Genomic DNA, 25,060 nt, shown 5'->3' with positions numbered 1-25,060 from the left:
TGGAGTTTCCTCGAAGGAGGGCGCGAATGGTGATTTTTGCAACGCCGCCTAAGCATATCCCTGCGCGCTTGAAAAGGCCTCTAAGGCTCCGCATGACGTGGGAAATGGACATCCGGGCGACTTTGTCGGCAAATCGCGAGGGAGTTTCGGCATAATGCGAAGCAATATCAATAGATCGGCGCCGGAGGGCTTCCCGCGATGATCGACCGCGCACGTCTCGAGGCGATCGTGCGTGAGGCCGGGCGCATTGCGCTCGCCGCCTGGCCGGGCGACGGACATGTCCTGGCGCACTGGGAGAAGGACCCGGGCAGTCCGGTCAGCGCCGCCGACCTTGCCGTGGATGCCTACCTCAAACGCGAGCTGCGCGCGCTGCTACCCGCTGCGGGATGGTTGAGCGAGGAGACGCTCGACAGCGACGCGCGCTGCGCGCAGGACCTGGTCTGGCTGGTCGATCCCATCGACGGCACGCGCGACTTTATCGGCGGGCGCGATGGCTGGGCGGTCTCGGTCGCGCTGGTCAATCGCCACCGTCCGCTCTTCGGCTATCTCTATGCGCCCGCGCGCCGGCGCGATGAGGGAGGCGAGTTCTGGAAGGGGGAGCTGGGCCGCGGCGCCACGCGCAATGGCATCCCCCTCATGGCGAGTGCGCGCCCCGCGCTGGCAGGCGCGCGGGTGCCGGCACGCAAGCTCGCGCCCGAAGACGCGGATCTGCTGCGCATCGAGCAGCCCAACTCGATCGCGCTGCGCATGGCAATGGTCGCGGCCGACGAGGCGGACCTGCTGGCCACGCTGCGCTGGGGGTTCGAATGGGACATTGCCGCCGCGGGGCTGATTGCCCGCGAGGCGGGCGCGGCCGTGACCGATGCCTTCGGCAAGCCGCTCAACTACAACAAGCACGATCCGCGCGCGTTTGGCGTCCTGTGCTGTTCGAGCGCGATGCACGGCGAGGCGGTGGCCCGCCTCGCCGACCGGGCCGCACGTTACTCGGCGTAGGCCTGAGGGGCGTGGCTCTCGTTCGAGGCACGCCACAGCTCGCGCATCTGGCGAAGTCCCGCATCTTCCTGGGACTGGATCACGCTCGGGGCCAACTGGGGGAAGACGCTCTCAGCTTCGCTGGTCGCCGGCGCCTTGGCGGAATGCGCCGCGGCCACCGAGAGCAGCGTCGACTTCAGTTCCTCGGCGCCGCAGGGCCAGGGCAGATATGCGCCTGCCCCCTTGAGGAGCGCTGCGGAACGGCGCTGCGGGCTCGCGTCGGCCGAGAAGGCAACGAAGGGGAGGTCCTTGTGGTGCATGTGCAGGAGACGGCACAACGAATCGACCGCTCCGCCGGCATCCTCGACCAACAGGACCGCGTCCCTGGGCCAGCACTGGGTGAGTTCGGAATAGTGTTCCAGTGGAATCACGTAACTAGCTAGATTGGTCAGCTCATGGGCAATTCTTGCCCGTCGATGCACATCGCTATCTATAAGTACAAACTGCGCTCTTTCCACTTTCGCCTCCATACTGAAAACAAACTCTCTCATGAAAATACATAAAATCACGAATGAATTGATTTCGTATTTCACGTAATGGATAACCAATAGTGCTTCTGCTCTAAGGGTAATTACTAAGAGGTCGGCCCGTATGAGGGTGGAGGGCGCAATTAAGCGTCAATGTGGTGGAGAAATAATCAGAAGTGCAAAACTGCGGGTGAGTCCGGTGCAACTGGAGCCGGATTCCCGAGGCGCGGAAAAGCGGGGATGTTGCACTTTGTGCAACATCGTTCGCCGTTTCGTCATTTGCCCGAATCCGGGGTTGAACGTACATGGGACGGGCCTTTCAGGCATCCTCTCCCAAATGAACTAAAACGGCCGGTCCGCCATGGACCGGCCTTTTTTTTGCCCTGCGCGGGCGAGGATGGGGAAGCGTGCAGCCCATGGGGGCGCACGCTTCGCATGTCGGGGCGCTCAGTTCGCCGACTGGGCTTCCTCGGTCGTGACCGGGGTGATCTTGATTTCCACGCGGCGGTTGAGCGCACGGCCCTCGGCGGTGGTGTTGTCCGCCACGGGGTAGTCCTCGCCCATACCCTGGGTCTGCAGACGGGCTGAAGCGACGCCGCGGCTGATCAGGTAACGCGCGACCGAATCGGCGCGTCGCTTGGAGAGGTCGAGGTTGTAGCTGGCCGCGCCTGTCGAATCGGTATGGCCGTAGACGTCGACGAGGCTGTTGGGATACTCGACCATCGACTGGGCGACCTTGTCGAGCGAGCTCTGGAACGAAGGGCTGATCGCGGTCGAATCGACGGCGAAGGTCACGTCGGGCAGGTTGACGAGAATGCCGTCGCCTTCCTGCGTCACATCGATGCCCGAACCGGCGGTGTCTTCCTTCAGTTCCTTGATCTGCTTGTCCATCTGGTAGCCGACCACGCCGCCCGCAACGCCGCCGATGCCGGCGCCCAGGATACGTGCAGTGCGCCCGCCGATGACGCTGCCCAGAAGGTAGCCCAGGCCCGCACCGCCGGCACCGCCGATGGCCGTGCGCGACACCTTGCGCTCGCCCGTGTTGGGATCGGTGACGCAGGCCGAGAGGCCCACCAGCGAAAGAGCGGCCGCTGCACTGACGAACAAACGCGATTTTTTCATAACGATGCCTTTCCTAGATCCGCATGCCTGCAGGAGGTCTGTGCTGTCGTGCACATTAATCCGTCCTGTCCACCTTGCCCACAACGAACAATGGGTCAGGGTGTTCCGCAGGCGGGCCCAAAGTCGTTTTTGAGAGGGAAGGGCTACGCAACCGCTTCGCGCTGCCGCCGAACTCTGCTAGCGCAGATCCATTGTGACGCCATTTCCCTGGACCGACCTTCTCGTCATCGTTGGGCTGATCCTGCTCAATGGCCTTTTTGCCATGTCCGAGCTTGCGATCGTGTCGGCCCGAGTCCCACGCCTGCAGGTCAGCGCGGACAAGGGCAACACGGCGGCCCGCACCGCGATCGCGCTGGCGCAGGATCCGGGCAAGTTCCTCTCCACCGTCCAGATCGGCATCACCCTCATCGGCATCGTCGCGGGCGCCTATTCGGGTGCGAGCCTGGGCGGTCCGGTGGGCGAGCGTCTGGCCATGCTGGGCGTGCCCGCGGCCTATGCCGACGAAGCGGGCTTTGCCCTCGTGATCGTGGCGACGACCTACGCCAGCCTGGTGGCGGGGGAACTGGTCCCCAAGCAGCTCGCGCTGCGCGCCGCCGAGCCGGTGGCTATCGTCATGGCCCTGCCGATGGCCTGGATGGCGCGCATCATGGCGCCGTTCGTGTGGCTGCTCGATCGCTCCTCAGGCTTGATCCTGCGCCTCCTGGCGATCCGAGGCGGCGCGCAGGAGCGGCTGACGTCCGAGGAACTCCAGATGATCTTCGCCGAGGCCACGCGTTCGGGCGTGATCGAGGAGGAGGAGCGTGCGATGATGGCGGGCGTCATGCGCCTGGCCGACCGCCCGGTGCGCGAACTGATGACGCCGCGCAACCAGCTTGACTGGATCGTCCTCGACGCGAGCGAGGAGGAACTGCGCGCCCGGATCGCGGAAACGCCGCATTCGCTGCTCCCCGTGGCGCAGGAGGAATCGCGCGACACCATTGTCGGCGTGCTGAAGGTGCGCGAAGTCCTCGCGGCGCTGGTTGCGGGTGAGCGCGTCGACATCGCAAAAATGATGACGCGCGCCGAGGTCATCCCCGATCAGCTCGATGCCATGGACGCGCTGCGCAAGCTCCAGAGCGCGCCCGTCGCGATGGCCTTCGTCCACGACGAATACGGGCACCTGGAAGGCATCGTGACACCCACAGACGTGCTTGAGGCGCTGGTGGGCAACTTCGCCAGCCATCAGGACTTGGGCGATGCGCCGCTGGTGATCGACCGGGAGGACGGCTCGATGCTCGTCTCGGGCGCGATGCCGGCTGATGCGCTCGCCGATCGCCTCGCCATGACGCTGCCCGAAGACCGCGAATTCGCGACGGCGGCGGGCTATATCCTCGCCGTCCTCAAGAAGGTGCCGGGGGAGGGCGAGCACTTCACCGAGCAGGGCTGGCGTTTCGAGGTGGTCGACATGGACGGTCTCAAGATCGACAAGATCCTCGTCCAGCGGCAGGGCGACGAGGCGGAAGGCGACGGCGTTACCGGCGAGGGGTGAGATACCACCAGAAGAATGATTCCGAGGGCCATCGCCCTCGGGCTCCCCAAACTGTCGAGCGCACCTTACATGCGCACGCTTGGCTAAGGCGGCGAGGACAAATTCGTACGTTGGGTTTCGCCTCATTGCGGACGGCAACGGATGCTGGCATCCTCTCTATGGATGATGAAGGGGCGAAGCCTTGAGCCAAGATTTGAAGGACTCTATTTTTCTTTGGTTGGTTGGAATCGGCTTTGCGGCTTTGATCTGGGCAGGCTTGCATTTCAAGCCGATGGAAGGCGTTTCAAAAGGTTGGAGAGACGTTGCAGGTTGGAGAGACGTTGCAGGTTGGGTGCTTTGTATAATCAACCTTGGATGGTTCTTCTGGGGCCTTTGGCAACGCCGCGCATCGAATCCTAATAATCCCAATCAAAACTAATTCGTTGACGCCCACTTTCCCGATATTTCGGCCATGACGAGCCGCTTGCGCGGAGCCCGATGGCAGGCGATTGTTTATGGCCCGGACCGACGGCTTCATTTGTCCACGCAGACTCGTACGGTGAGGTCGCCTGGTTCGGGTTCAAGGGACGATGGCCCCTTGAATCGGGCTCCTATTCTCTCCCGACTTCAGACGCAAAAAGGGCCGGAAGCGCATCGCCCTCCCGGCCCTTTTTGCGTCTTTGGAAGCCTGGCTCAGCCGCCGACGGCGACCTGGGCTTCGCGGCCGTCGCCTTCAGGGGCGGACAGGATCGAGCGGGTCACCTGGCCCTTGGCGACGGTGTAGGTGTCGGGATCGCCCACGGTCGAGCGGATGCCGGGCTCGGCCTTGCCGGCCATGGCGAGGGTGGCCGTTTCCACGTCGCTGCGGGCCTGCGGGCCGCCGAACAGCGCATCGAGGGTCTGCTCCTGAAGCGCGCCGTCGGAGGGGCGCGGTTCGCCCTGCTTGGGCGGCTGCAGCGAGAAGTCGGGCGGCACGACCAGCGGCGTCTGGCGCTGGACGGCGAATTCGTCCGGCCGCGCGCGGTTGAACAGGCCGCTGCTGCCACAGGCCGAGAGCAGGAATGCGCCGCTCGTGACAAGGATCAGGGCGCCGGTCTTCTTAACGAACATCAAATCAACTCTCCGGAGCGGGGCTTGCTGTGGTTTCGGGCTTGTCGCGCGAAAGGAGCGTGCGGGCAAGGATAATCAGGACGCCCAGGGTAATCGCGGCATCGGCGATGTTGAAGACCAGGAAAGGCCTCCATTCGCCGAAATGCAGGTCGGCAAAGTCGACCACGTAGCCGAAGCTGAAGCGGTCGCGGATGTTGCCGAGCGCGCCGCCCAGGACCAGGCCGAGCGCGCCGATCTCGGGCAGCTTGCGCTCGCGCAGCAGCCACACGAAGACGAACAGCGCAATTCCCGCGGTCATCGCGACCAGCGCCCAGCGCCCCTCGGGCGAGCCCGCGGTGAAGAGGCCGAGCGAAACGCCGAAGTTCTGCGTGAAGCGCAGCGCGAAGAAGGGCAGGATTTCCTGCACGTCGCCCACCCGGTCGATGCCGAGCGGGCCTGTGACCCAGGACTTCACGCCCTGGTCGACAAGGAACACAAGGGCTGCGGCCAGAAGGCCGAGCAGGCGCTTGCGCATGAGGGTCACGCGGCGGTCTCCGGCGCGTCCACCACGTCCTCGCAGCGCCCGCACAGCGCGCCGTCTTCCGATACTTCGGGAAGCAGGCGCCAGCAACGGCCGCACTTGTGGTGGGTGGTCTTGGTGACGGTCACGTCCTCGCCTTGCCCGCGCGAGACTGTCGCGGTGATGAACAGCGCGGCCAGGTCGGCGTCCGAGAAGCCCTCGGGCACGGCGCTGGCGGGCACGGTGACTTCGGCCTCGAGGCTGGAGCGCACGGTCTTCTCGCGGCGCAGCGGCTCGATGGCTTCGGTGACCTTTTCACGCAAGGCGCGCAGGGCCGCCCAGGTGTCCTTGTCAGCCTCGGGCGCGGGGACTTCGGGCCATTCCAGAAGGTGGACGCTGCCGCCTTCGGGATAGCGCGAGGTCCACACTTCCTCGGCCGTGAACACGGTGACAGGGGCCGCGTAGCGCACCAGTGCGTGAAACAGCGTGTCGAGCGCGGTGCGGTAGGCGCGGCGCTCGAGGCTGGCGGGATCGTCGCAGTAGAGACGGTCCTTGCGGATGTCGAAGAAGAAGGCCGAGAGGTCCTCGTTGCAGAAGTCGAGGAGTCGCCGCACGTAGGTGTTGAAGTCGTAGTCGGCGACCGCCTGCTTCAGGTCCGCGTCGAGATCGGCGAGCAGCGCGAGCATGTAGCGTTCGAGCTCGGGCATGTCGGCCAGGGCCACACGTTCGTCCTCGGCGAAATCGCTGAGGGCGCCGAGCATGTAGCGGAAGGTGTTGCGCAGGCGGCGGTATTGGTCGCCCACGCCCTTCAGGATCTCATCGCCAATGCGGTGGTCCTCGGTGAAGTCGACCGAGAGCGCCCAGAGGCGGATGATGTCCGCGCCGCTGGTCTCCATGACCTTGATCGGGCTGATTGTGTTGCCCAGCGACTTCGACATCTTGAAGCCCTTGGCGTCCATCGTGAAGCCGTGGGTGAGCACCGCCTTGTAGGGCGCATGGCCGCGCGTGGCGCAGGCTTCGAGAAGTGAGGACTGGAACCAGCCACGGTGCTGGTCGGAGCCTTCGAGGTAGAGGTCCGCGTGCGGGCCTTCATAGCCTTCGGGGCGCAGCAGTTCGGGCCACTTGCCCGATTCGAGGACGAAGGCGTGGGTCGAGCCGGAATCGAACCAGACATCGAGAATGTCGACGACGCGCTCGTAGTCCTCGGCCTTGTAGGCCTCACCCAGGTATTCCTGCGCGCGCTCGTCCGACCAGGCATCGACGCCGCTTTCGCGGATGGCCGCGATGATGCGCGCGTTGACCGCCTCGTCGACGAGGTATTCGCCGGTTGTGCGGTTCACGAAGAGCGTGATCGGCACGCCCCAGGCGCGCTGGCGCGAGAGCACCCAGTCGGGGCGGCCCTGGACCATCGCGCCGATGCGGTTGCGGCCCTTGGCGGGCACGAAGCGCGTGTGGGCAAGCGCCATCTCGGCGGTTTCGCGCAGGGTCATGCCATCGGGCATGCCCGAGGTTGCGGACGGCGTGTCCATGGGCACGAACCACTGCGGGGTGCAGCGGTAGATGACCTTGGCCTTCGATCGCCACGAATGCGGGTAGGAGTGGCTGTAGTCGGCCGAGGCCGAAAGCAGCGCGCCAGCCTCCTTGAGGTCCGAGCAGATCGGGCCGTCGGGGGCGGTGAACCTGGGGTTGATGACCGAGGCCGAGCGTTCGTCGGTGCGCGGCAGCCACAGCCAGTCCTCGCGGTAGCGGCCATCGGCCTCGACCACGAACTTGGGATTGAGGCCGTTGGCCTTGCACAGGTCGAAGTCGTCCTCGCCGTGATCGGGGGCGAGGTGGACAAGGCCGGTGCCCGAATCGGTGGTGACGAAATCGCCCGCCAGCATCGGGCGCAGTTCGGCGTAGAAGCCGCCCAGGTGATGCATCGGGTGGCGCACCTTGGTGCCTTCGAGGCCTGCGCCCTTCATGAAGAAGTGCAGGTCGTGCGTTTCATGGCCCAGGCGCTTCACGAAGGCGTCGACCAGCGGCTCGGCGATGAGGTAGCGGCGCCCGTCGGCCTCGATCAGGTGGTAATCGATGTGGGAACCGTAGGCGAGCGCCTGGTTGACGGGGATCGTCCAGGGCGTGGTTGTCCAGATCACCGCGTAGGCGCCGATGAGGTCGGGGTCCTGCGATTCGACGATCTCGAAGGCGACGTCGATCTGGGTCGAGACGATGTCCTCGTACTCGACTTCGGCTTCGGCGAGCGCGGTCTTCTCGACCGGCGACCACATGACCGGCTTCGCGCCGCGGTAGAGCATGTTGCTCTGGGCAAACTTGAGGAGTTCGGTGACGATGGTGGCTTCGGCGTCGAAGTCCATCGTCAGGTAGGGCTGGTCCCAGTTGCCGTTGATGCCCAGGCGCTTCAACTGCTCGCGCTGGGTGTCGACCCACTGGCGGGCGTAGGCCCGGCATTCGGCGCGGAATTCCTCGGCGGGAACCTCGTCCTTGTTCTTCTTCTTCTTGCGGTACGCTTCTTCCACCTTCCACTCGATGGGAAGGCCGTGGCAGTCCCAGCCCGGCACGTAGGGCGCGTCCTTGCCCAGCAGCGTCTGCGTGCGCACGACCATGTCCTTGAGGATGTGGTTGAGCGCATGGCCGATGTGCATGTCGCCATTGGCGTAGGGCGGGCCGTCGTGGAGGATGAACTTCTCGCGGCCCGCGCGCGCGGCGCGAACCTGGTCGTAAATCCGCTCGTTTTCCCAACGCGAAAGAATACCGGGCTCCTTCTGGGCGAGGCCGGCCTTCATGGGGAAATCGGTCTTCGGCAGGAAGACGGTGTCTTTGTAGTCGCGTTGTTCAGTCATGACCGGCCGCCACTAGAGCAATTGCGCGGTTCTTGGAAGGGAGGAAGAGTCCATGAACGGACTCTCTTTTACAGATCAGGTCAGGGGAGCGAGAAGTTCGCGTGCCTTGACGCAGTCGCGCCCGATCTGAGTCATCATTTCCTCGATCGAGGCGAACTTGGCCTCGGGGCGGATGAAGTGGTGGAACTCCACCTCGATGATGAGGTCGTACATGTCCTCCGACACGTCGAAGAAGTGCGGCTCGAGCAGCTCCAGCGGAGGCTGGATCGTCGGGCGGATGCCCAGGTTCGCTGCGCCCGGAATCCGGCGCCCGTCCGGGAAATTGCCGATCACGGCATAGATCCCGTAGTGCGGGCGCAGGTAGCTTGCCATGTCGATGTTGGCGGTGGGAAAGCCCATCTGGCGCCCGAACTTGTTGCCGTGCTGGACGGGCCCGCGCACCGCGAAGGGGCGGGTGAGGAGGCGTGCGGCGGCCTCGCAGTCGCCCGCGATGAGCGCTTCGCGCACGCGGCTCGACGAGATAGGTCCATACTGGTCGTGAACCGCAGGCACCGTGCGGTTGGTGACGCCGAATCGGGCTCCGATCTCGCGCAGCACGTCCGGATTGCCGCCACGGCCCTTGCCGAAAGTGAAATCCTCGCCGGTGACGACGCCAGCCACGCCGAGCTGGCGGTGGAGAACTTCCTCGATCCATTCAGCCGCGGTCATGCTGGCCATCAGCCGGTCGAAGTGGAGCACCAGCATGGCATCGGCCCCGGCCGCGCCGAACAGGTCCTCGCGCTGGTCGAGGGTGGTCAGCCGGAAGGGCGCTGCATCGGGCTGGAACAGGCGCACCGGGTGCGGATCGAAAGTCGCCACGATGACCGGGCGGCCCTCGGCGCGCGCCCAGCGGATCGCTTCGCCAACGACGGCCTGGTGGCCCTGGTGGAAACCATCGAAGTTGCCCAGCGCGACAATGGCGCCATGGAGCGAATCGGGGACGGGTACGCGGTTGTCGAGGCGAATCATGTCTGGCGGCTATAGGTTGCGCTGGAGGGTCACGAAAGCGTGAGGCGGAAAATTGCCGTTTGCCGGATGTTCCTCGCGCGCGGTCTCGCGCCAGGTGTCGTCCAGGATCGGGAAATGCGTGTCGCCGACGTAGTCCTCGTGGATCTCGGTCAGCTCGATGCGGTGGGCGTGGTCCAGGAACAGCGCGTAGATCTCGGCTCCGCCGATGATCGCGATCTCGCCTTCGCCTGCCTGCGCCAGCGCGTCCTGGGCGGTGTGGACCACTTCGGCGCCCTCGGCCTGCCAGGTAACATCGCGGGTGAGCACGATGTGGCGGCGGCCGGGGAGGGGCGAGGGAAAGCTCTCGAAGGTCTTGCGGCCCATGATCATGGGCTTGCCCATGGTCAGCGCCTTGAAGCGCTTGAGGTCGGCAGGAAGGCGCCAGGGCAGCTGCCCGTCGAGGCCGATCACGCCGTTCGCCGCGCGGGCGGTGATGAGGAAGATGTCCTGCACCTGCCCGCTCAGTCGAAAGTCAGGCGGGTGACGTGGCCCATCTTGCGGCCCGGGCGCACATCGCCCTTGCCGTAGAGGTGCAGGTGGTTGGCCGGGTCCTTGAGGATCTCGGCCCAGTCGTTTGCGGCCTCGCCGATGAGATTGCGCATTTCCACAGCGTCGGCGGCCAGTTCGGTGCTGCCCAGCGGGAGCCCGCAGATCGCGCGGATGTGGTTCTCGAACTGGCAGGTGACCGCGCCCTCGATGGTCCAGTGGCCGGAGTTGTGGACGCGCGGGGCCATCTCGTTGAAGACGGGGCCCGCTTCGGTGGCAAAGAATTCCAGTGTCAGGACACCGACGTAGTCGAGCGCGTCGGCGACCTTGGCGGCAAGCTCGCGCGCGGCCGGAACCTGCGCGGTGATCGCGTCGGGCGCGGGCACGGTGCTGAGCGCGAGGATGCCGTCCTCGTGGCGGTTGTGCGCGGAATCGAAATAGCGGATTTCCCCGTCCTGACCGCGACACAGGATCACCGAGAACTCAGCCGAGAAGTGGACGAAGCCCTCGTAGATCAGCGGCTGGTCGGGCAGGTCGAGGCCCTCGGCGTCTTCGGGCGACATGATCCGCCACTGGCCCTTGCCATCATAGCCATCGCGCCGGGTCTTGAGGATGCCGGGCGTGCCGATCTTGGCGATGGCGGCGCGCAGGTCCTCGGGCGAATCCACAGGCGCGAAGGGGGCAGGGGTGCCACCCAGTTCGGTGACGAAGGTCTTCTCGTTGAGGCGATCCTGCGCGGTTTCGAGCGCGCGCGGGTGCGGGAAGACCGGAACCTCGCCCAGCGCGGCGAGCGGGGCGACGGGCACGTTCTCGAACTCGTAGGTCACCACCGCGCAGTCCGCCGCGAAGGCCGACAGGCCCGCCGCGTAGTCAAACGCGGCCTGGGTGTGCGCAGCGCTGACCTCGGCGGCGACCGAGTGGTCCTCGGGCGCATAGATATGGCAGCGGTAGCCAAGCCGCGCGGCGGCCATCGCGAGCATCCGGCCAAGCTGGCCGCCACCAAGGATTCCGATGGTTTCGCCGGGAGCAATCATGCGCTGTCGTATCTGCCTTTGCGGTCGTGTGAGGAAGGGGGATCAGTCGGAGGTCGGGCGCTCGGCGACGCTCTGCGTCTGCTTTGCGCGGAAGGCCTTGAGCCGCTCGGCCAGGCCCTCGTCCGAGGTCGAGAGGATCGAGGCAGCCAGCAGGCCCGCATTGGCCGCACCCGCTTCGCCGATGGCGAGCGTGCCGACCGGGATGCCTGCGGGCATCTGCACGATCGAGAGCAGGCTGTCCTGGCCCGAGAGCGCGCGGCTCTGGACCGGAACGCCCAGCACCGGCAGATGCGTCATCGAGGCGACCATGCCCGGCAGGTGGGCGGCACCGCCTGCACCTGCGATCACGACCTTGAAGCCGTCCTCTTCGGCGCTCTTGGCGAAGTCGACGAGGCGGTCGGGGGTGCGGTGGGCCGAGACGATGCGGGCATCGTAGGCGACCTCGAGCGTGTCGAGCATGTCGGCGGCGCGCTGCATCGTCGGCCAGTCCGACTGGCTGCCCATGATGATGGCGACGCGGGGCTTCTCGCTCATCTCAACGCTCCGAGAGGTAGTAGCGGTCGAGAACCGCAAGGTCGGTGTCGAGATCGTAGACGATCGGCTGGCCGGTCGGGATCTCGAGGCCGGTGATCTCCTCGTCGGAGATGCCCGACAGATGCTTCACCAGCGCGCGCAGCGAGTTACCATGCGCCGAGACGATCACGCAGGCGTCCGCGCTCGTCTTGAGGTGCGGCACGATGGAGCTCTCATAATAGGGCAGGACGCGCGCGATGGTGTCCTTGAGGCTCTCGGTCTGGGGCACGTCGATCCCGGCGTAGCGCGGGTCGGAGGCAAGATCGAACTCGCTGCCGCTCTCGAGCACCGGCGGGGGCGTGTCGAAGCTGCGGCGCCAGATCTTGACCTGGTCCTCGCCGTGCTTCTCGGCGGTCTCGGCCTTGTTGAGACCGGTAAGGCCGCCGTAGTGACGCTCGTTCAGGCGCCAGTCCTTGGTCTCCGGGATCCACAGGATGCCCGCCTCTTCCAGCGCAAAGTGCAGCGTCTTGATCGCGCGGGTCTGCAGCGAGGTGAACGCGACGGTAGGCAGGATACCCTTGTCCTTGAGCAGACGTCCGGCGGCGCGCGCTTCGCCTTCGCCCTTCTCGGTAAGATCGACGTCCCACCAGCCGGTGAAGCGGTTTTCAAGATTCCACTGGCTCTGGCCGTGGCGGACAAGGATCAGACGGGGCAAGGCAGGTATCCTTTGCTGGTATCGTCGCCCCGGTGGCATCCGGCTGATGCACCGTGCGGGCAAGGCTACGGGTCTTGGCGCAAGCCCCTAGCTTTCCGGGGGCGGTTTGGGAAGCCTGCCTGATTCGTGTCCGGCGCGCGGAGAGGGCGAGTCGCTTGCCGATTCGCTGTCGGATCCGGCCGATTCGGACACGATGGTGGCGCGGGCCTGCGCCTTGCGGCGTCGCAGGTTCTCGCGCAGCTTGGCCGCGAGACGTTCCTCGCGGGTCAGGTTCTTCCCCCCGGAAACCGCAGACTTGTCAGGCTTGGGAGAGGATTTGTCGGGACCGCTCATGGCCTGTGCAATGGCCCTGCTCACCAGAAAGTGCAAGCAGCGCTTGACAATTCATTCCGGCACGACCAATAGCGCCCCCCTGTCCTCGGGACGCTTCACTTCCCCCGCGAAGAGAGGCCGCTTTTCCAGGACGGCGCTTTGAAATTTTCAGCGCCCGGTTCGGCGCTGCTGTAGCTCAGTGGTAGAGCGCACCCTTGGTAAGGGTGAGGTCGGGAGTTCAATCCTCCCCAGCAGCACCATTCCCCCTTCTTCCAGATATATCTGTCTGTCGCATTGCAGCATCTGCGATGCCTCTTTTTCCTCCCTGTTTCCCGCAGGTTGCTGTCATGCGAGCGTGTCGCACCTGTCATGGAACTGACAGAATAACAGCATTTGCCTGTCATATTACGCACCTAGGGGGCCCTTCAAACACGTTTGATCAGGGTACACAGGGGCTCTCTTCCTTATGAAAAATTCCGTCCGCATTCTTGCAGGGCTGCTCGCCACCGCCGCATTTCCGGCCATGGTCCACGCCGGCGAGGTCGCCGGTCACGTCTCGGACGCGACGGGCACCCGCGCGCTGCAGTCGGCAAGCGTGCGCATTGTCGAGCTCAACCGCATTGTCGAGACGAGCCGCGATGGCAGCTACATCTTCGGCGACGTGCCCGCCGGTGACTACACTCTCGAGGTGACCTACGTCGGCGCGATCGTCGAGACCCAGACCGTCTCGGTCCCCGCCACCGGCCGTGTCGAGGGCAACTTCGCGCTTGCCGGCATTGGCGGCGAGGCGATCCTGGTCGTGGGGCAGACCGCGAACCTCGCTAGCTCGCTCTCGCGCCAGAAGGCGGCAGACGGTGTCTCCTCGGTGCTGACGCGCGACGCCATCGGCCAGTTCCCTGACCAGAACGTCGCGGAATCGCTGCGCCGCCTGCCGGGTGTCAATATCCTCAACGACCAGGGCGAGGGCCGCTACGTCTCGGTCCGCGGCCTTGATCCCGATCTCAACTCGACCTCGCTCAACGGCGTGCGCGTGCCTGCGCCCGAATCCGATTCGCGCGGCGTGGCGCTGGACGTCGTCTCCTCCGACCTCATCGAATCGGTCACCATCAAGAAGTCGCTGACCCCCGACATGGACGCCGACACCATTGGCGCCTCGATCGAGATCAAGACTACCAGCGCCTTCGACCTCAAGAAGCCGACGTTCACCGTCACCGCCGAGGGCAGCTACAACGACTATTCCGACGCGGTCACGCCCAAGGGCGCGTTCAGCTTCTCGGCGCCCATCGGCGACAGCTTCGGCATCTCGGGCGGCGTGAGCTACTATGAGCGCAAGTTCGAGACCGACAACGTCGAATCCGATTTCTGGGCCGACGACGATGGCGTCCCCTACAGCGAGACGCTGGAATACCGCGACTACGACGTGAAGCGTAAGCGCCTTAACGCCAACCTCAACTTCGACTGGCGCGTGTCCGACACCACCACCGCCTACATCAAGGGCGTGTGGAGCCAGTTCGACGACCACGAATACCGCAACCGCACCACCTTCGAGTTCGACGAAGCGCCCAGCGCCTTCGGCGCGAACGGCCCGAGCTTCAGCGACGAGGACGGCGAGATCGCCATCGAACGCGACCTCAAGGACCGCTTCGAGCGCCAGCGCATCCGCACGGTGGCCGTGGGCAGCGACACCGACACCGGCACCTGGAAGTTCAACTGGGTCGCCAGCTGGTCGAAGTCGACCGAACTGGAAGACAACTCGGTCGACCCGATCCGCTTCGCACGCGACTTCGACGGCGATGGCCTGACTATCGACTGGGACTACTCCGATCCGCGCGTGCCGACCTACACCGCCTCGAGCGGCGCAGCGATGCTCAACGATCCGGCCTCCTACGAGTTCGACAAGATTGACCACACCACCCTGTCGGACAGCCAGGATGAGGAATGGGCGATCAAGGCCGACCTTGCGCGCACCTTCGCGATGGGCACCGGCGACCTGACGCTGCAGGCGGGTGGCAAGGCGCGCTGGCGCAAGAAGTCCTATGACTTCAACGTTACGACCTACAAGGACGGCGATATTCCCTACACGATGGAAGGCTGGACCGGCGAGCAGACCTACCGTCTGGCTGACATCAGCCTGGGTCCGGTCAGCTACAAGGGGGCGGGCAAGGACTTCCTCGCGCAGTACGGCGATACGCTCGAAGTCGATGCGTACGGCTCGGCCTACGATTCGGCGGTCGATGACTACAGCGTCAAGGAAGACATCTACGCCGGTTACGCTCTTGCTCGCTGGGACTCGAGCGACCTTCGCGTGGTGGGCGGCGTGCGCATGGAGCACACCGAGAACCAGCTCGACGGCAACATCGTCACCGACGATGAGGACAACTTCGAGCTGCCCCCGATCGAGGCCGTGCGCTATGATCGCAGCTACACCGACTGGCTGCCCAGCCTGACCGTGCGCTATTCGCCGCAGGACAACATCGTGGCGCGCATCGCGGGCTCCAAGAGCCTGGTGCGTCCCAAGTTCTCGCAGCTGGCCCCGCGCAACACCGTCAACGAGGACAACGAGGCCGAGTTCGGCAACCCCGAGCTGCTGCCCTTCATGTCCTGGAACTTCGATGCGGGCGTGGAGTACTACTTCTCCTCGAACGGCGCGCTGACCTTCAACGGCTTCTACAAGTCGATCGAGAACTACACCTACACGCAGACCTTCGACGACTACACCTACGAGGGCCGCACCTACGACGAGTTCCGCACCGCGCTGAACGGCGAGACCGCCGAGATCGTGGGCTTCGAGGCCAGCTACAGCCAGGCCTTCTCGATGCTGCCCGCGCCCTTCGACGGCCTGCTGACCCAGCTCAACTACACCTACACCCATTCCAAGGGCGAACTGGCCGATGGCCGTTCGATCTCGCTGCCGAGCACCTCGAAGAACACCTTCAACGCGGTGCTGGGCTACCAGAAGGGGCCGCTCAACCTGCGCTTCTCGGGCACCTACCGCGATCGCTACCTAGACGAGGTGGGCGACGACGTGACCGAGGACCGCTACGTCGACAACCACTTCCAGCTCGACTTCTCGGGCAAGGTGCGCGTCACCGAGAACGTGCGTCTCACGCTCGACGTCATCAACATCAACAACGCCAAGTACTTCGCCTACCAGAACCTCGCTGGCGCGCAGCGCCTGCTGCAGTTCGAGAAGTATGGTCCCACGGTGAAGTTCGGTGCACGGGTGAACTTCTGATGAGAACATCTTTCACGAATCTCAGCATGATCGTGAAGCAGGGGTCGGGCGCATTGCTCCCGGCCCTTCTGCTTGGCGCCTGCGCGACCACGAGCGAGGAACCGTCCGTTCGGCTCCCCGCCGTCGAGGTGCCCGCGAGCGGCGAGACGAAGCCTGTGGGCACGGTCAATGACGATGCGGCCGATGACCCGGCCATCTGGCGCAACCGGACCGATCCGGCGGCAAGCCTGGTGCTGGGCACCGACAAGAAGGCGGGCCTCTACGTCTATGGGCTGGACGGCGAGGTGCGCGATTTTGCCGCTGCAGGCCGTCTCAACAACGTGGACCTGCGCGAAGTGACTCTGGACAGCGGGCAGACCGCGGTGCTGGTCGCGGCGAGCGACCGGGGCGATGAGGCCGAGCCGCGCATTGCGCTGTTCTGGCTCGACACAGCGACCGGCAAGCTTCGCGACCTGGGGACGCAGACTTTCCTCTCGGAAGGGCACCGCGCGATGGAGGCCTATGGCTTCTGCATGGGCGCGCCGCTGGGCGAGGGGGAACTGGCCCGCGCCTACGTCGTGATGAAGGACGGGACCGTGGCCGAGAGCGCGCTCACCGAGGCGGATGGCGCCATCCGCGCGGCCTTCACACGCGAGGTCAAGGTCGCGACGCAGGCCGAGGGCTGCGTGATCGACGATGCCACCCACACGCTCTACCTCGCTGAAGAGGATGTCGGGATCTGGCAGGTCGCGCTTGGCGCGGCCACGCTCGTGCCCGAAGCCCTGGCGAAAGTCGGGGCTAAGGACGGTCTTGTCGACGATGTCGAGGGCCTTGCCCTGGCACGCGGCGAGGATGGCAAGGCCTGGCTTCTGGCCTCGAGCCAGGGCGACAGCGCCTATGCGGTCTTCACGCTGCCGGGCGGCGCCTACGCCGGGCGCTTCCGCATCAATGGCGGCGATCTGGGCGGCACCAGCGAGACCGACGGGATCGAAGTTGCCCTGGGTGATTTTGGCCCCACGTATCCGGGCGGGGTGTTCATGGCGCAGGACGGCGACAACGCGCCTTATGCCCAGAACTTCAAGCTGGTGGCCTGGGACGCCATCCGCGCAGCCCTGAAGCTCGACTGACGGCGCGCGGCGGCTGGGTCTGCGAAGGGCCTGTCCGCCGCGGCGTTCCTGGAGTAAGGAACAGGGCATGAAACACGGGTGGGCACGGCATCGCGCCAAGCGATTCGCGCTGGTGGCAGCTGCCACCGGTCTTGCCGTGTTCGCTTCGTTTCCCGCACGGGCCGACGTGCTCGAAATCGGGCAGTCGGGCGCGCAGTGGGTGGCAGGTGGCCCGCAGCCGAACGCCGAGCCGGATCTGCCCCTGGACGAGGGCGCGCTCGCCATCGACCAGGCTTCGCTCACGCAGACGCTCGATGCGGCCGGGCCCGAGCGCTGGCGCGCGCATGTTGCGCAGCTCGCGGCCAAGTACGACATCAGCCCGGCGCTTCTGGAAGCCGTGATCTGGCAGGAAAGCCGCTGGAACGAGGGAGCCCGCTCGCATGCAGGCGCACGCGGTCTTGCCCAGCTCATGCCCGGGACCGCGCAGCAGATGGGCGTCGATGCCGACAACCCGCACGCGAACCTGGAGGGCGGCGCGCGCTACCTGCGCGAACAGCTCGACACCTTCGGCGGGGATATCGAGAAGGCACTTGCCGCCTACAACGCAGGCCCCCGGCGGGTGGCACAGGCGGGCGGCATTCCCCGCATCCGCGAGACTCAGGCCTATGTCGCCGCGATCATGGGGCGCCTCGCCGATCCGGTTCGCAAGTAACCGTCTGGCGCGAAGCTGGCCGCCAAGGATGGTCGGCGGGGCAGAGCGCTGCTACGGGCGCGGCCTTGAACCCTGACGATTTCTTGCGGAAAGGCCGCCGATGATTACCCCCACCGACACCTTCAAGGACAACCTTGCCCAGCTTCCCTCGATCGAGGGCGTGGAGCGCATCGACTTCGTTGACGGGACCGGGGCCGTGCTCGACACGATCCCCAACGCACCGGGCAAAAAGGGCTCGCTGGCGCTCTACCAGTACCTCCAGCAGGAGTTCGGCACGCTCGACGCCAAGGCCGCGGACCATGGTCTCGCCATCTTCGCCGAGATGGTCGAGGACGCGCGGGCCAACCCGGGTGCACACCCCAACATCGATCGCCTCGTGGCCATCGTCAACGGCGCCGCGCCGCTGGGTATCGAGGTTATTCCGGCTTCGGAGTGAAGTTTCTTTTCAAGGGGCCATCTCCCCTTGACCCCGGATGGGCAACCTCACCTTTCTCAGCCAGCTGGGCGGGCGAAAGGTGAGCCAGCCAGTTCGGGGGCCCGAGGGCGATGGCCCTCGGATCTATCTTTCTGATACCTCGAAAAAAGGGGCGCAGTTCGTGTGAACAGCGCCCCTTTTTTTGCCGCAGTATCCAGGCCAATCAGCCCAGGATGCGCTTGGCCATCGCGCGCACGTCCTCGCCCATGTCCTCGCGGTCGAGGGCAATCGAGAGCGTGGCTTCGACGAAGCCCAGCTTTGAGCCGCAGTCGAAGCGCTGCCCCTCGAAGGTGACGGCGTGGAAGGGCTGGGTGTCGATCAGCTTGGCCATCGAATCGGTCAGCTGGATCTCGCCGCCCGCCCCCTTGTCCTGGCTGGCGAGCAGGCCCATGACTTCGGGCTGGAGGATGTAGCGGCCCGAGACGATCTTGTTGGAGGGCGCGTCTTCCACCTTGGGCTTCTCGACGAGGCCCTTCACTTCGGTCAGCTTTCCATTCACCGCACCGGGCTTGATGACGCCATAGCTGGAGACCTCGTTCTCGGGCACTTCCAGCACCGAGACCAGGTTGCCGCCAACTTCGTTGTAGGCCTCGATCATCTGGGCCATGCAGCCGGGCGAGCCGTACATGAGTTCGTCGGGCAGGAAGATTGCGAAAGGTTCATCGCCGGTGACCGCGCGGGCGCACCAGACCGCGTGGCCCAGGCCCAGAGGCACCTGCTGGCGCACGGTGACGAGGTTACCCGGCTTCATGCGCGTGGGCTCGAGCGGGTCGAGCGATTTGCCACGACCGCTCATCGTGGCTTCGAGTTCATAGGCCGTATCGAAGTGTTCGACGATCGCGGTCTTGCCGCGGCCAGTCACGAATACGAATTCCTCGATGCCGGCTTCGCGTGCTTCGTCCACCGCATACTGAATAAGCGGGCGATCTACGACCGGGAGAAGCTCTTTTGGAATGGCTTTAGTTGCGGGGAGGAAGCGGGTTCCAAGTCCGGCCACCGGGAATACGGCTTTGCGGACAGGCTTTCGGAAGTTGTTGGCAGTCATGGACCTCGCAGTACCCTTCAGATGTTGCAAAGCAATTAAAGCGTTTTCGGCGCTGCAGTGCAACCAAGCCCTTCCACAAACACATGAAGCTGCCAATGGTTGCGCGCTTGCTGGCGCGCCAAATCACGCTAAATGGGTGGGGATGGACAAGATCGTTATTCAAGGCGGCAAACGCCTTTCCGGCACTATTCCCGTTTCCGGCGCAAAGAACGCAGCGCTCACGCTGCTGCCCTGCGCGCTCCTGACCGAGGAGCCGCTGACGCTGCGCAATCTGCCGCGTCTCGCGGACATCGACGGTTTCCAGCACCTGATGAACCAGTTCGGCATCTCGACGGCCATCGCGGGCTCGCGGCCGGAGGATTTCGGCCGGGTGATGACCTTGCAGGCCACCCGCATCACCAGCACGGTCGCGCCCTATGATCTGGTGCGCAAGATGCGCGCCTCGATTCTGGTGCTGGGCCCGATGCTGGCGCGCATGGGCGAGGCGACTGTCTCGCTGCCCGGTGGCTGCGCCATCGGCAATCGCCCGATCGACCTGCATTTGAAGGCCCTCGAGGCGCTGGGTGCGCAGATCGAGATGGCGGCGGGCTACGTGAAGGCGATTGCGCCCGATGGCGGCCTTCCCGGCGGACGTTTTTCTTTCCCGGTGGTCTCGGTCGGCGCGACCGAGAACGCGCTGATGGCCGCGGTCCTGTGCAAGGGCAAGTCGACCCTCCACAACGCCGCGCGCGAGCCGGAAATCGTCGACTTGTGCAACCTTCTCACCGCGATGGGCGCCCGGATCGAGGGCATCGGCACCTCGGATCTCACCATCCATGGCGTGCCGCGCCTGCACGGGGCGACCTACATGGTCATGCCCGATCGCATCGAGGCAGGGTCCTATGCCTGCGCCGCGGCGATCACGGGCGGCGAGGTCCTCCTCAAGGGCGCGCGGATCGAGGACATGGAAGCGACCGTGCAGGCGCTACGCGATGCGGGCGTGCTCGTCGAGCCGAGCGAGGACGGCCTCTACGTTGCGGCCAATGGCCCCTTGCGTCCGGTCACGCTCTCGACCGCGCCGTTCCCGGGCTTTGCCACCGACATGCAGGCCCAGCTCATGGCGCTCCTGTGCAAGGCGGAAGGCTCCAGCGTTCTGACCGAGACGATCTTCGAGAACCGCTACATGCACGTGCCCGAGCTCAACCGCATGAGCGCGCATATCGAGACCAAGGGCCGCACCGCCATCGTCCATGGCGTCGACACGCTGACCGGCGCCGAAGTCATGGCAACGGACCTGCGCGCCTCGATGAGCCTTGTCATCGCCGGGCTTGCCGCCGAGGGTGAAACTCAGGTGCACCGCCTCTACCACCTCGACCGCGGCTACGAGCGTCTGGAAGAGAAACTGGCGCTGCTCGGCGCACAGATCGAACGTATCGGCGCCGATTGAGGAACCGCACGGGCCCCTTGTGCATTTTCCCTTCAAACGCCCGCAAGGGCGGCTGAGAGGAGATTGGACAATGGGCCTTATGCGAATGGCCGCGCTCGGCGCGGCAGGCTACGCGTTCTACAAGTACACGCAGAAGGACAAGGGCGACACGCCCAAGGTCCGCGATGCAGGTGCGGCGAACATGGAAACCACGCCCAAGTCGTGGTCCAAGACCGACGAAGCGCTCGACGAGACCTTCCCGGCCAGCGACGCGGTCGCCAACTACTGACAACGCAGTTGCATGTCCCTGATGCAACGTACCCGAGGGGCGGGGCCGAAAGGCTGTCCGCCCCTTTCCCGTTGGGGCGTCGGAAGGCGCAGAGAGAAGGAAAGTCGGATACAAGGGGCCATCGCCCCTTGACCCCGGAATGGGCGACCTCACCTTTCTCAGATAACGATGCGCGCCAAAGGTGAGTCAGACAGTTCGGGGAGCCCGAGGGCGATGGCCCTCGAAACTGTTTTTCTGATTTTCGTGTCGACTCACTCTTCAAGCGGGGTCACCGAACCGGCAAAGCGCAGCATCAGCCAGACCCGGATCGCACTTGCAAGGCCAGGCGGTACTTCGGCCTGTGCGCGTTCGAGGTCGATGCGCGCGACAAGCGCGTTGATCGGCACGCGTTCTTCCTCGGCGGCCGAGACCAGCGCGTCCCAGAACACCGGTTCCAGGCTGATCGAGGTCTTGTGTCCGGCGATTTCCACCGAGCGTTTGACGGGTGGGTGAAAGGGGGAGACCATCCCCCTGCAATAGGGGCATGCCCCCGGGCCGGCTACGATTTTTTTGGGGTGCCCTGTACGCGGCTCGCGCCCTAGGCTTTGCAGGCCAAGTGATTGCGATCACGCGTGGAGACAGATGGGATCATGGCAGAAGGGGACCTTCAGGACGGCTACGCGGCCCTGACCGAGCGAGAGAAGGAGACGCTGCGGCTGATGGCGCGCGGGCATGACGCCAAGTCCTTGGCACGCCATTTCGAATTGTCGGTTCACACGATCCACGAGCGCCTTCGCAACGCGCGGCGCAAGATGGCCGTTTCGAGCAGCCGGGAGGCAGCCCGTCTGCTTCTGGATCGCGAGGAAGGGCTGGGAGCGGAACCGCCCCCCCAATCGCCAGGGGACACGGAAATGGGGGCTGCGTCCGGCGCGGATCGCACGGCAGACCGGGAGGAGCCGAAACGCGCTTCGAAGACCCGGCTCCTTCTGGTCTGGGCGCTCGGCGGAGCCCTTGCCATGTCGCTTGCCCTTGTTGCCGCTCTTCTGGTGCTGTCTCCGTCTGCCTCGCTTCAGTCCGCACCCGAGGCGCAAAGCGTGGAAAGCGCGCCGGTCGCCTCGGCACGCGCCTGGCTGCACCTTGTCGATGAAGGGGAATGGGAAAAGAGCTGGGCCGAAACCGGAGAGGTTTTCCAGGCCCAGAACACGGCCGCACGCTGGGCCAGCCTTGCGGGCCAGGTGCGCCCGCCGCTTGGCGAGGTCGTCACCCGCCGCCTGCTAGGCGAAGAAGCCGTGCCCGGCCCGCCAAGCGGGCTCAAGGTCGTCAAGTTCCAGAGCGAGTTCGCCCACAAGGCGAACGTCATCGAGACCGTCTCGCTCAGCCCGGAAGAGGGGCGTTGGAAGGTTGTCGGCTACTGGATGTCCTGAGTCTAGGTCGGGAAAAGAGGAATCCGAGGGCCATCGCCCTCGGGCTCCCCATCCCGTCAACCTCACCTTCCGCGCGCCGCCCTGGCTGAGAAAGGTGAGGTTGCCCGTTTTGAGGGCAAGGGGCGATGGCCCCTTGAATCCGGGCTTCGTGTCCCGGTGTCTTAGTACATGTGCTGGCCGCCGTTGATCGACAGCGTCGAGCCGGTCACGAACTCGGCGTTCTCCGAGCACAGGAAGGCGACGCCGCGGGCAATCTCGTAGGCGTGGCCGAGGCGGCCGACCGGGATCTTGGCGACGATCTTTTCCAGCACCGGCGCGGGCACGGCCGCGACCATGTCGGTGTCGATGTAGCCCGGCGCAATCGCGTTGACGGTGACGCCGTACTTGGCGCCTTCCTGGGCCAGCGCCTTGGTGAAGCCGTGGATGCCCGACTTGGCCGCGGCGTAGTTGACCTGGCCGTACTGGCCGGCCTGGCCGTTGATCGAGCCGATGTTGACGATGCGGCCCCACTTGCGCTCGCGCATGCCGGGGAAGGTGGCCTTGGCCATGTTGAAGCACCCGCCGAGGTTGATGCGCATCACCTCGTTCCAGTCCTCGAAGCTCATCTTGTGGAGCACGCCGTCGCGGGTGATCCCCGCGTTGTTGACGACGATGTCGACCGGGCCGACTTCCTCGGCAACCCTGGCCACGCCTTCAAGCGTCGCTTCGTGGTCGCCCACGTCCCACTTGTAAGCCGGAATACCCGTCTTGTCGGTAAAGGCCTTGGCCTTCTCATCGTTGCCTGCGTAGCTCGCAACAACCTTGTGGCCCCTGTCCTGCAGAGCCAGGGAAATAGCCTCTCCGATACCGCGGGTGCCGCCAGTAACAATCGCAACGCGTGCCATATTCAGCCTTTCGCTTTCGTGTGCATCCACCAAGCACATTGCTAAGAAAGGAATATGAATGCGGCAAGCTCAGTGTGGCGATATTTGCATTCGCCCTGGCGAATTAAGGGTGCGACAAGTGCAACTGCGCTTGCGTGCCTGCGAATTACAGGCAGCTAGCGGTCATATTTCAACAATTTAGCAATATTGTCAGAAGCTGAACTGGGTTCCGACATAGACCGCCTGGCTGTCCTGACGGCCATCGGTGAGCGGCTGCAGGCGTTCACGGTCCTGCGAATAGCGCACGCCCGCGGTCACGTTGAGGTTCTTGGCCACGCGGTAGGCACCGCCCAGGTCCACCTCGCCCTCGATCCCCGCGAAGGTGCGGGGGGCACGCCCCGCCGCGCGCTTTTCGTCGATTGAGATACGGGGGGTGAAGCGCGATTCCTTTTCCTCCTTGGTGCCCGGCGTCAGGCTGTAGGACTGAAGGTCGGGCAGGGCGGCCACGGAGCGCTTCTCCGAAGGCTTCACCAGGTCCTGTGCAAAGTTCTGGTACCCGCGCGACGTACCCAGGCTGAACGAACTGGCCGCGATCTGCGGGTTGGCGGCTGCGCGCGGGCTTTCGGCCTTCGGCGCTTCGTAGCGTCCGCGCACGATGATCGCCTTGGCCGCGACCGGATCGTCGCGCACGACCACCAGCACCGAGCGTTCGGGGCGATGCGGGGTGCCGGCCGGGGTGAAGGCAAATTCGCCCCCCTTCGCAAGCGAGCGCATGGCGACCGCGCGCGAGAGCGTTTCGCCCGAGGCCTGGGATTCCAGCGAGCCCAGGCTCTCGCCTTGCGGATCCTCGCCATGAAACGACGCGGAAAAAGCCATGACTGCGCTGGGCAGCGCGAGCAGACCGACCGATCCTGCCAGCAGGGCACCGGCCCGCACACCGCCGCGCGAAGCGGCCGGGGCTTCTGTCGGGGGTGGGGCAGGGGTCTGCGCGGTCACGTCGAGGCACTCCCTAGAGGTGGCCAGCGTACTGGCCATGGTCATGGCGTCTTGGTCTTGCACGATTCTTCTTAACACAGTCTGAGCCGGAAGGGGAAATGGGGATCGCACCGGCGTGGCTCAAGAGGGAGGCGGAGGCCGAGGACAGGCGAGCATTCATCGCGGGTTTACCTGCCAGCGGCTCTACAGGGCGCCAGATCCAGGCCCGCCTACGGCCTGGGCTGTCCCGTTTGCGGCAGCATCAAAGGCAAGGGCGCTCTTGCTCCGAGGCAATGGCGGTTATAGAGGCAATGCAACATGTCGGGGACCGCAGGGCCAACCTCTGGGCCGATCCCTGCCGACACAGACCAGGAACCGGGAAGTAAAATGACAGGCAGCACTGAATTCGGCCTTTTCGCCCCGCGCAAGACGATGACCGCCGCGGTATGCGTGGTCGCGGCCCTCGCGCTGGCCGGCTGTGGCGGCAAGAAGAATGACGTGTCGGGCGCGCTGGCGCCTTCGCATGTCACCACTATCGGCGTGAACAGCTACCTGTGGCGCGCGAGCCTTGATGCGCTCTCGTTCATGCCGCTGGTCCAGTCCGACAGCAATGGCGGCGTGATCATCACCGACTGGTACGTGAACCCGGACAAGCCGAGCGAGCGCGTGAAGGTCTCGGTGACGATCCTCGACCAGGACCTGCGCGCCGATGCGCTGCGCGTCTCGGCCGCCCGCCAGGTCCGCGAAGGCGACGCCTGGGTCGGTGCTCCGGTTCAGGCCGCGACCGTCCAGAAGCTGGAAAACGTGATCCTGACCCGTGCGCGTGACCTGCGCCGCGATTCGGTCGGCGGCTGATCCGGCCCTTCGCCGACCCAACCCCAATTTC

Annotated in this window: 26 protein-coding genes and 1 tRNA gene; 12 read left to right on the top strand and 15 right to left on the bottom strand. The window is 65.3% G+C overall.

The features are described from left to right. Nucleotides 1–198 precede the first annotated feature (198 nt). Nucleotides 199–993 (top strand): 3'(2'),5'-bisphosphate nucleotidase CysQ, encoded by a 795-nt coding sequence (locus MTR65_RS06440; protein WP_243798314.1) that lies wholly within the window; start codon nt 199–201, stop codon nt 991–993. Here MTR65_RS06440 and MTR65_RS06435 read toward each other — a convergent pair. Together MTR65_RS06435 and MTR65_RS06430 are read right to left on the bottom strand one after the other, a co-directional pair. Continuing rightward, entirely contained in the window at nt 981–1,403 is a 423-nt protein-coding gene (locus MTR65_RS06435; RefSeq protein WP_243798312.1) for a response regulator, read from the bottom strand. The two genes, MTR65_RS06440 and MTR65_RS06435, sit on opposite strands and share 13 nt — an antisense overlap. 543 nt (nt 1,404–1,946) lie before the next feature. After that, complete coding sequence (locus MTR65_RS06430; RefSeq protein WP_243798309.1) at nt 1,947–2,621, bottom strand: YiaD family glycine zipper/OmpA-like lipoprotein; 675 nt, start codon at nt 2,619–2,621, stop codon at nt 1,947–1,949. 193 nt (nt 2,622–2,814) lie between these two features. On the opposite strand from MTR65_RS06430, the gene MTR65_RS06425 reads away from it, so the two are divergent. Together MTR65_RS06425 and MTR65_RS06420 are read left to right on the top strand one after the other, a co-directional pair. Then, the gene (locus MTR65_RS06425) at nt 2,815–4,149 is read left to right on the top strand and encodes a hemolysin family protein (RefSeq protein ID WP_243798307.1); all 1,335 of its coding nucleotides are present in this window, start codon (nt 2,815–2,817) and stop codon (nt 4,147–4,149) included. Between the two features lie 181 nt (nt 4,150–4,330). Then, nucleotides 4,331–4,567 carry a hypothetical protein gene (locus tag MTR65_RS06420; protein WP_243798305.1) on the top strand — a complete coding sequence of 79 codons (237 nt, stop codon included), beginning with the start codon at nt 4,331–4,333 and terminating at the stop codon, nt 4,565–4,567. Between the two features lie 254 nt (nt 4,568–4,821). On the opposite strand, the gene MTR65_RS06415 is transcribed toward MTR65_RS06420, so the two are convergent. The 9 genes from MTR65_RS06415 to MTR65_RS06375 all read right to left on the bottom strand — a co-directional run bounded on the left by MTR65_RS06415 (nt 4,822) and on the right by MTR65_RS06375 (nt 12,708). Then, the gene (locus MTR65_RS06415; protein WP_039392019.1) at nt 4,822–5,238 is read right to left on the bottom strand and encodes a DUF3035 domain-containing protein; all 417 of its coding nucleotides are present in this window, start codon (nt 5,236–5,238) and stop codon (nt 4,822–4,824) included. Nucleotides 5,239–5,242: 4 nt separating this feature from the next. Next, nucleotides 5,243–5,752: a signal peptidase II gene (lspA, locus tag MTR65_RS06410; protein ID WP_213504298.1), complete on the bottom strand. Its 510-nt coding sequence runs from the start codon at nt 5,750–5,752 to the stop codon at nt 5,243–5,245. Nucleotides 5,753–5,757: 5 nt separating this feature from the next. Further along, entirely contained in the window at nt 5,758–8,580 is a 2,823-nt protein-coding gene (gene ileS / locus MTR65_RS06405; RefSeq protein WP_243798302.1) for an isoleucine--tRNA ligase, read from the bottom strand. Between the two features lie 75 nt (nt 8,581–8,655). Further along, complete coding sequence (locus MTR65_RS06400; RefSeq protein ID WP_243798298.1) at nt 8,656–9,588, bottom strand: bifunctional riboflavin kinase/FAD synthetase; 933 nt, start codon at nt 9,586–9,588, stop codon at nt 8,656–8,658. Nucleotides 9,589–9,597: 9 nt separating this feature from the next. Beyond that, nucleotides 9,598–10,080, bottom strand: coding sequence for a dihydrofolate reductase (locus tag MTR65_RS06395; RefSeq protein ID WP_243798296.1), 483 nt, complete (start codon nt 10,078–10,080; stop codon nt 9,598–9,600). 8 nt (nt 10,081–10,088) lie between these two features. After that, nucleotides 10,089–11,147 (bottom strand): 5-(carboxyamino)imidazole ribonucleotide synthase, encoded by a 1,059-nt coding sequence (locus MTR65_RS06390; RefSeq protein WP_243798293.1) that lies wholly within the window; start codon nt 11,145–11,147, stop codon nt 10,089–10,091. 42 nt (nt 11,148–11,189) lie between these two features. Continuing rightward, entirely contained in the window at nt 11,190–11,681 is a 492-nt protein-coding gene (gene purE / locus MTR65_RS06385) for a 5-(carboxyamino)imidazole ribonucleotide mutase (RefSeq protein ID WP_226638010.1), read from the bottom strand. A 1-nt stretch (nt 11,682) separates the two neighbouring features. Beyond that, complete coding sequence (gene gpmA, locus MTR65_RS06380) at nt 11,683–12,375, bottom strand: 2,3-diphosphoglycerate-dependent phosphoglycerate mutase (protein WP_243798290.1); 693 nt, start codon at nt 12,373–12,375, stop codon at nt 11,683–11,685. An 87-nt stretch (nt 12,376–12,462) separates the two neighbouring features. Continuing rightward, on the bottom strand, nt 12,463–12,708 hold the full coding sequence (locus tag MTR65_RS06375; protein WP_243798287.1) for a hypothetical protein: 246 nt from the start codon (nt 12,706–12,708) through the stop codon (nt 12,463–12,465). Between the two features lie 164 nt (nt 12,709–12,872). Between MTR65_RS06375 and MTR65_RS06370 the strand changes: the two genes are divergently transcribed. From MTR65_RS06370 to MTR65_RS06350, 5 genes are all read left to right on the top strand, one after another. Then, a tRNA-Thr gene (locus MTR65_RS06370) sits at nt 12,873–12,947 on the top strand. A gap of 206 nt (nt 12,948–13,153) precedes the next feature. Beyond that, nucleotides 13,154–15,922: a TonB-dependent receptor gene (locus MTR65_RS06365; protein ID WP_243798284.1), complete on the top strand. Its 2,769-nt coding sequence runs from the start codon at nt 13,154–13,156 to the stop codon at nt 15,920–15,922. Nucleotides 15,923–15,948: 26 nt separating this feature from the next. Continuing rightward, on the top strand, nt 15,949–17,028 hold the full coding sequence (locus MTR65_RS06360; RefSeq protein WP_243798281.1) for a phytase: 1,080 nt from the start codon (nt 15,949–15,951) through the stop codon (nt 17,026–17,028). A 67-nt stretch (nt 17,029–17,095) separates the two neighbouring features. Continuing rightward, nucleotides 17,096–17,719, top strand: coding sequence for a lytic transglycosylase domain-containing protein (locus MTR65_RS06355; protein ID WP_243798278.1), 624 nt, complete (start codon nt 17,096–17,098; stop codon nt 17,717–17,719). Between the two features lie 100 nt (nt 17,720–17,819). Beyond that, a complete protein-coding gene (locus tag MTR65_RS06350) occupies nt 17,820–18,155 on the top strand; it encodes a DUF2322 family protein (protein WP_148627045.1) in 336 nt (111 codons plus the stop codon). Between the two features lie 202 nt (nt 18,156–18,357). On the opposite strand, the gene MTR65_RS06345 is transcribed toward MTR65_RS06350, so the two are convergent. Beyond that, a complete protein-coding gene (locus MTR65_RS06345; RefSeq protein ID WP_243798275.1) occupies nt 18,358–19,239 on the bottom strand; it encodes a UTP--glucose-1-phosphate uridylyltransferase in 882 nt (293 codons plus the stop codon). A gap of 142 nt (nt 19,240–19,381) precedes the next feature. Between MTR65_RS06345 and murA the strand changes: the two genes are divergently transcribed. Both murA and MTR65_RS06335 read left to right on the top strand, forming a co-directional pair. Beyond that, nucleotides 19,382–20,665 carry a UDP-N-acetylglucosamine 1-carboxyvinyltransferase gene (murA, locus tag MTR65_RS06340; protein WP_243798273.1) on the top strand — a complete coding sequence of 428 codons (1,284 nt, stop codon included), beginning with the start codon at nt 19,382–19,384 and terminating at the stop codon, nt 20,663–20,665. A gap of 70 nt (nt 20,666–20,735) precedes the next feature. Continuing rightward, nucleotides 20,736–20,933: a hypothetical protein gene (locus MTR65_RS06335; RefSeq protein ID WP_226637996.1), complete on the top strand. Its 198-nt coding sequence runs from the start codon at nt 20,736–20,738 to the stop codon at nt 20,931–20,933. Between the two features lie 251 nt (nt 20,934–21,184). On the opposite strand, the gene MTR65_RS06330 is transcribed toward MTR65_RS06335, so the two are convergent. Further along, a complete protein-coding gene (locus MTR65_RS06330) occupies nt 21,185–21,439 on the bottom strand; it encodes a ribbon-helix-helix domain-containing protein (RefSeq protein ID WP_226638238.1) in 255 nt (84 codons plus the stop codon). Nucleotides 21,440–21,562: 123 nt separating this feature from the next. Here MTR65_RS06330 and MTR65_RS06325 point away from each other — a divergent pair, with 123 nt between their 5' ends. Continuing rightward, entirely contained in the window at nt 21,563–22,336 is a 774-nt protein-coding gene (locus MTR65_RS06325; RefSeq protein WP_243798269.1) for a helix-turn-helix domain-containing protein, read from the top strand. Between the two features lie 161 nt (nt 22,337–22,497). Here the strand turns inward: MTR65_RS06325 and phbB are convergent, their stop codons facing one another. Both phbB and MTR65_RS06315 read right to left on the bottom strand, forming a co-directional pair. Next, nucleotides 22,498–23,220: an acetoacetyl-CoA reductase gene (gene phbB / locus MTR65_RS06320; RefSeq protein WP_213499819.1), complete on the bottom strand. Its 723-nt coding sequence runs from the start codon at nt 23,218–23,220 to the stop codon at nt 22,498–22,500. Between the two features lie 189 nt (nt 23,221–23,409). Further along, entirely contained in the window at nt 23,410–24,240 is an 831-nt protein-coding gene (locus MTR65_RS06315; protein WP_243798267.1) for a cupin domain-containing protein, read from the bottom strand. 321 nt (nt 24,241–24,561) lie between these two features. On the opposite strand from MTR65_RS06315, the gene MTR65_RS06310 reads away from it, so the two are divergent. Next, nucleotides 24,562–25,029: a DUF3576 domain-containing protein gene (locus MTR65_RS06310; RefSeq protein WP_243798264.1), complete on the top strand. Its 468-nt coding sequence runs from the start codon at nt 24,562–24,564 to the stop codon at nt 25,027–25,029. Nucleotides 25,030–25,060 lie beyond the last annotated feature (31 nt).

It is taken from the genome of Novosphingobium mangrovi (genome assembly GCF_022818885.1).
In the GTDB taxonomy this organism is placed as follows: domain Bacteria; phylum Pseudomonadota; class Alphaproteobacteria; order Sphingomonadales; family Sphingomonadaceae; genus Novosphingobium; species Novosphingobium mangrovi.
Note: the sequence above shows the minus strand (reverse complement) of the source record. Positions and strands in the feature narration are given on the sequence as shown.

Excerpts from the sequence above, each read along its gene's own strand:
- MTR65_RS06330 (WP_226638238.1), bottom strand. The coding sequence starts at position 21,439 with ATGGTCTCCCCCTTTCACCCACCCGTCAAACGCTCGGTGGAAATCGCC.
- murA (WP_243798273.1), top strand. The coding sequence starts at position 19,382 with ATGGACAAGATCGTTATTCAAGGCGGCAAACGCCTTTCCGGCACTATT.
- MTR65_RS06400 (WP_243798298.1), bottom strand. The coding sequence starts at position 9,588 with ATGATTCGCCTCGACAACCGCGTACCCGTCCCCGATTCGCTCCATGGC.
- MTR65_RS06350 (WP_148627045.1), top strand. The coding sequence starts at position 17,820 with ATGATTACCCCCACCGACACCTTCAAGGACAACCTTGCCCAGCTTCCC.
- MTR65_RS06430 (WP_243798309.1), bottom strand. The coding sequence starts at position 2,621 with ATGAAAAAATCGCGTTTGTTCGTCAGTGCAGCGGCCGCTCTTTCGCTG.
- MTR65_RS06325 (WP_243798269.1), top strand. The coding sequence starts at position 21,563 with ATGGCAGAAGGGGACCTTCAGGACGGCTACGCGGCCCTGACCGAGCGA.
- MTR65_RS06310 (WP_243798264.1), top strand. The coding sequence starts at position 24,562 with ATGACAGGCAGCACTGAATTCGGCCTTTTCGCCCCGCGCAAGACGATG.
- MTR65_RS06415 (WP_039392019.1), bottom strand. The coding sequence starts at position 5,238 with ATGTTCGTTAAGAAGACCGGCGCCCTGATCCTTGTCACGAGCGGCGCA.
- MTR65_RS06345 (WP_243798275.1), bottom strand. The coding sequence starts at position 19,239 with ATGACTGCCAACAACTTCCGAAAGCCTGTCCGCAAAGCCGTATTCCCG.
- phbB (WP_213499819.1), bottom strand. The coding sequence starts at position 23,220 with ATGGCACGCGTTGCGATTGTTACTGGCGGCACCCGCGGTATCGGAGAG.
- MTR65_RS06375 (WP_243798287.1), bottom strand. The coding sequence starts at position 12,708 with ATGAGCGGTCCCGACAAATCCTCTCCCAAGCCTGACAAGTCTGCGGTT.
- MTR65_RS06315 (WP_243798267.1), bottom strand. The coding sequence starts at position 24,240 with ATGACCATGGCCAGTACGCTGGCCACCTCTAGGGAGTGCCTCGACGTG.
- MTR65_RS06335 (WP_226637996.1), top strand. The coding sequence starts at position 20,736 with ATGGGCCTTATGCGAATGGCCGCGCTCGGCGCGGCAGGCTACGCGTTC.
- MTR65_RS06355 (WP_243798278.1), top strand. The coding sequence starts at position 17,096 with ATGAAACACGGGTGGGCACGGCATCGCGCCAAGCGATTCGCGCTGGTG.
- purE (WP_226638010.1), bottom strand. The coding sequence starts at position 11,681 with ATGAGCGAGAAGCCCCGCGTCGCCATCATCATGGGCAGCCAGTCGGAC.
- MTR65_RS06390 (WP_243798293.1), bottom strand. The coding sequence starts at position 11,147 with ATGATTGCTCCCGGCGAAACCATCGGAATCCTTGGTGGCGGCCAGCTT.
- ileS (WP_243798302.1), bottom strand. The coding sequence starts at position 8,580 with ATGACTGAACAACGCGACTACAAAGACACCGTCTTCCTGCCGAAGACC.
- MTR65_RS06440 (WP_243798314.1), top strand. The coding sequence starts at position 199 with ATGATCGACCGCGCACGTCTCGAGGCGATCGTGCGTGAGGCCGGGCGC.
- lspA (WP_213504298.1), bottom strand. The coding sequence starts at position 5,752 with ATGCGCAAGCGCCTGCTCGGCCTTCTGGCCGCAGCCCTTGTGTTCCTT.
- MTR65_RS06365 (WP_243798284.1), top strand. The coding sequence starts at position 13,154 with ATGAAAAATTCCGTCCGCATTCTTGCAGGGCTGCTCGCCACCGCCGCA.
- MTR65_RS06360 (WP_243798281.1), top strand. The coding sequence starts at position 15,949 with ATGATCGTGAAGCAGGGGTCGGGCGCATTGCTCCCGGCCCTTCTGCTT.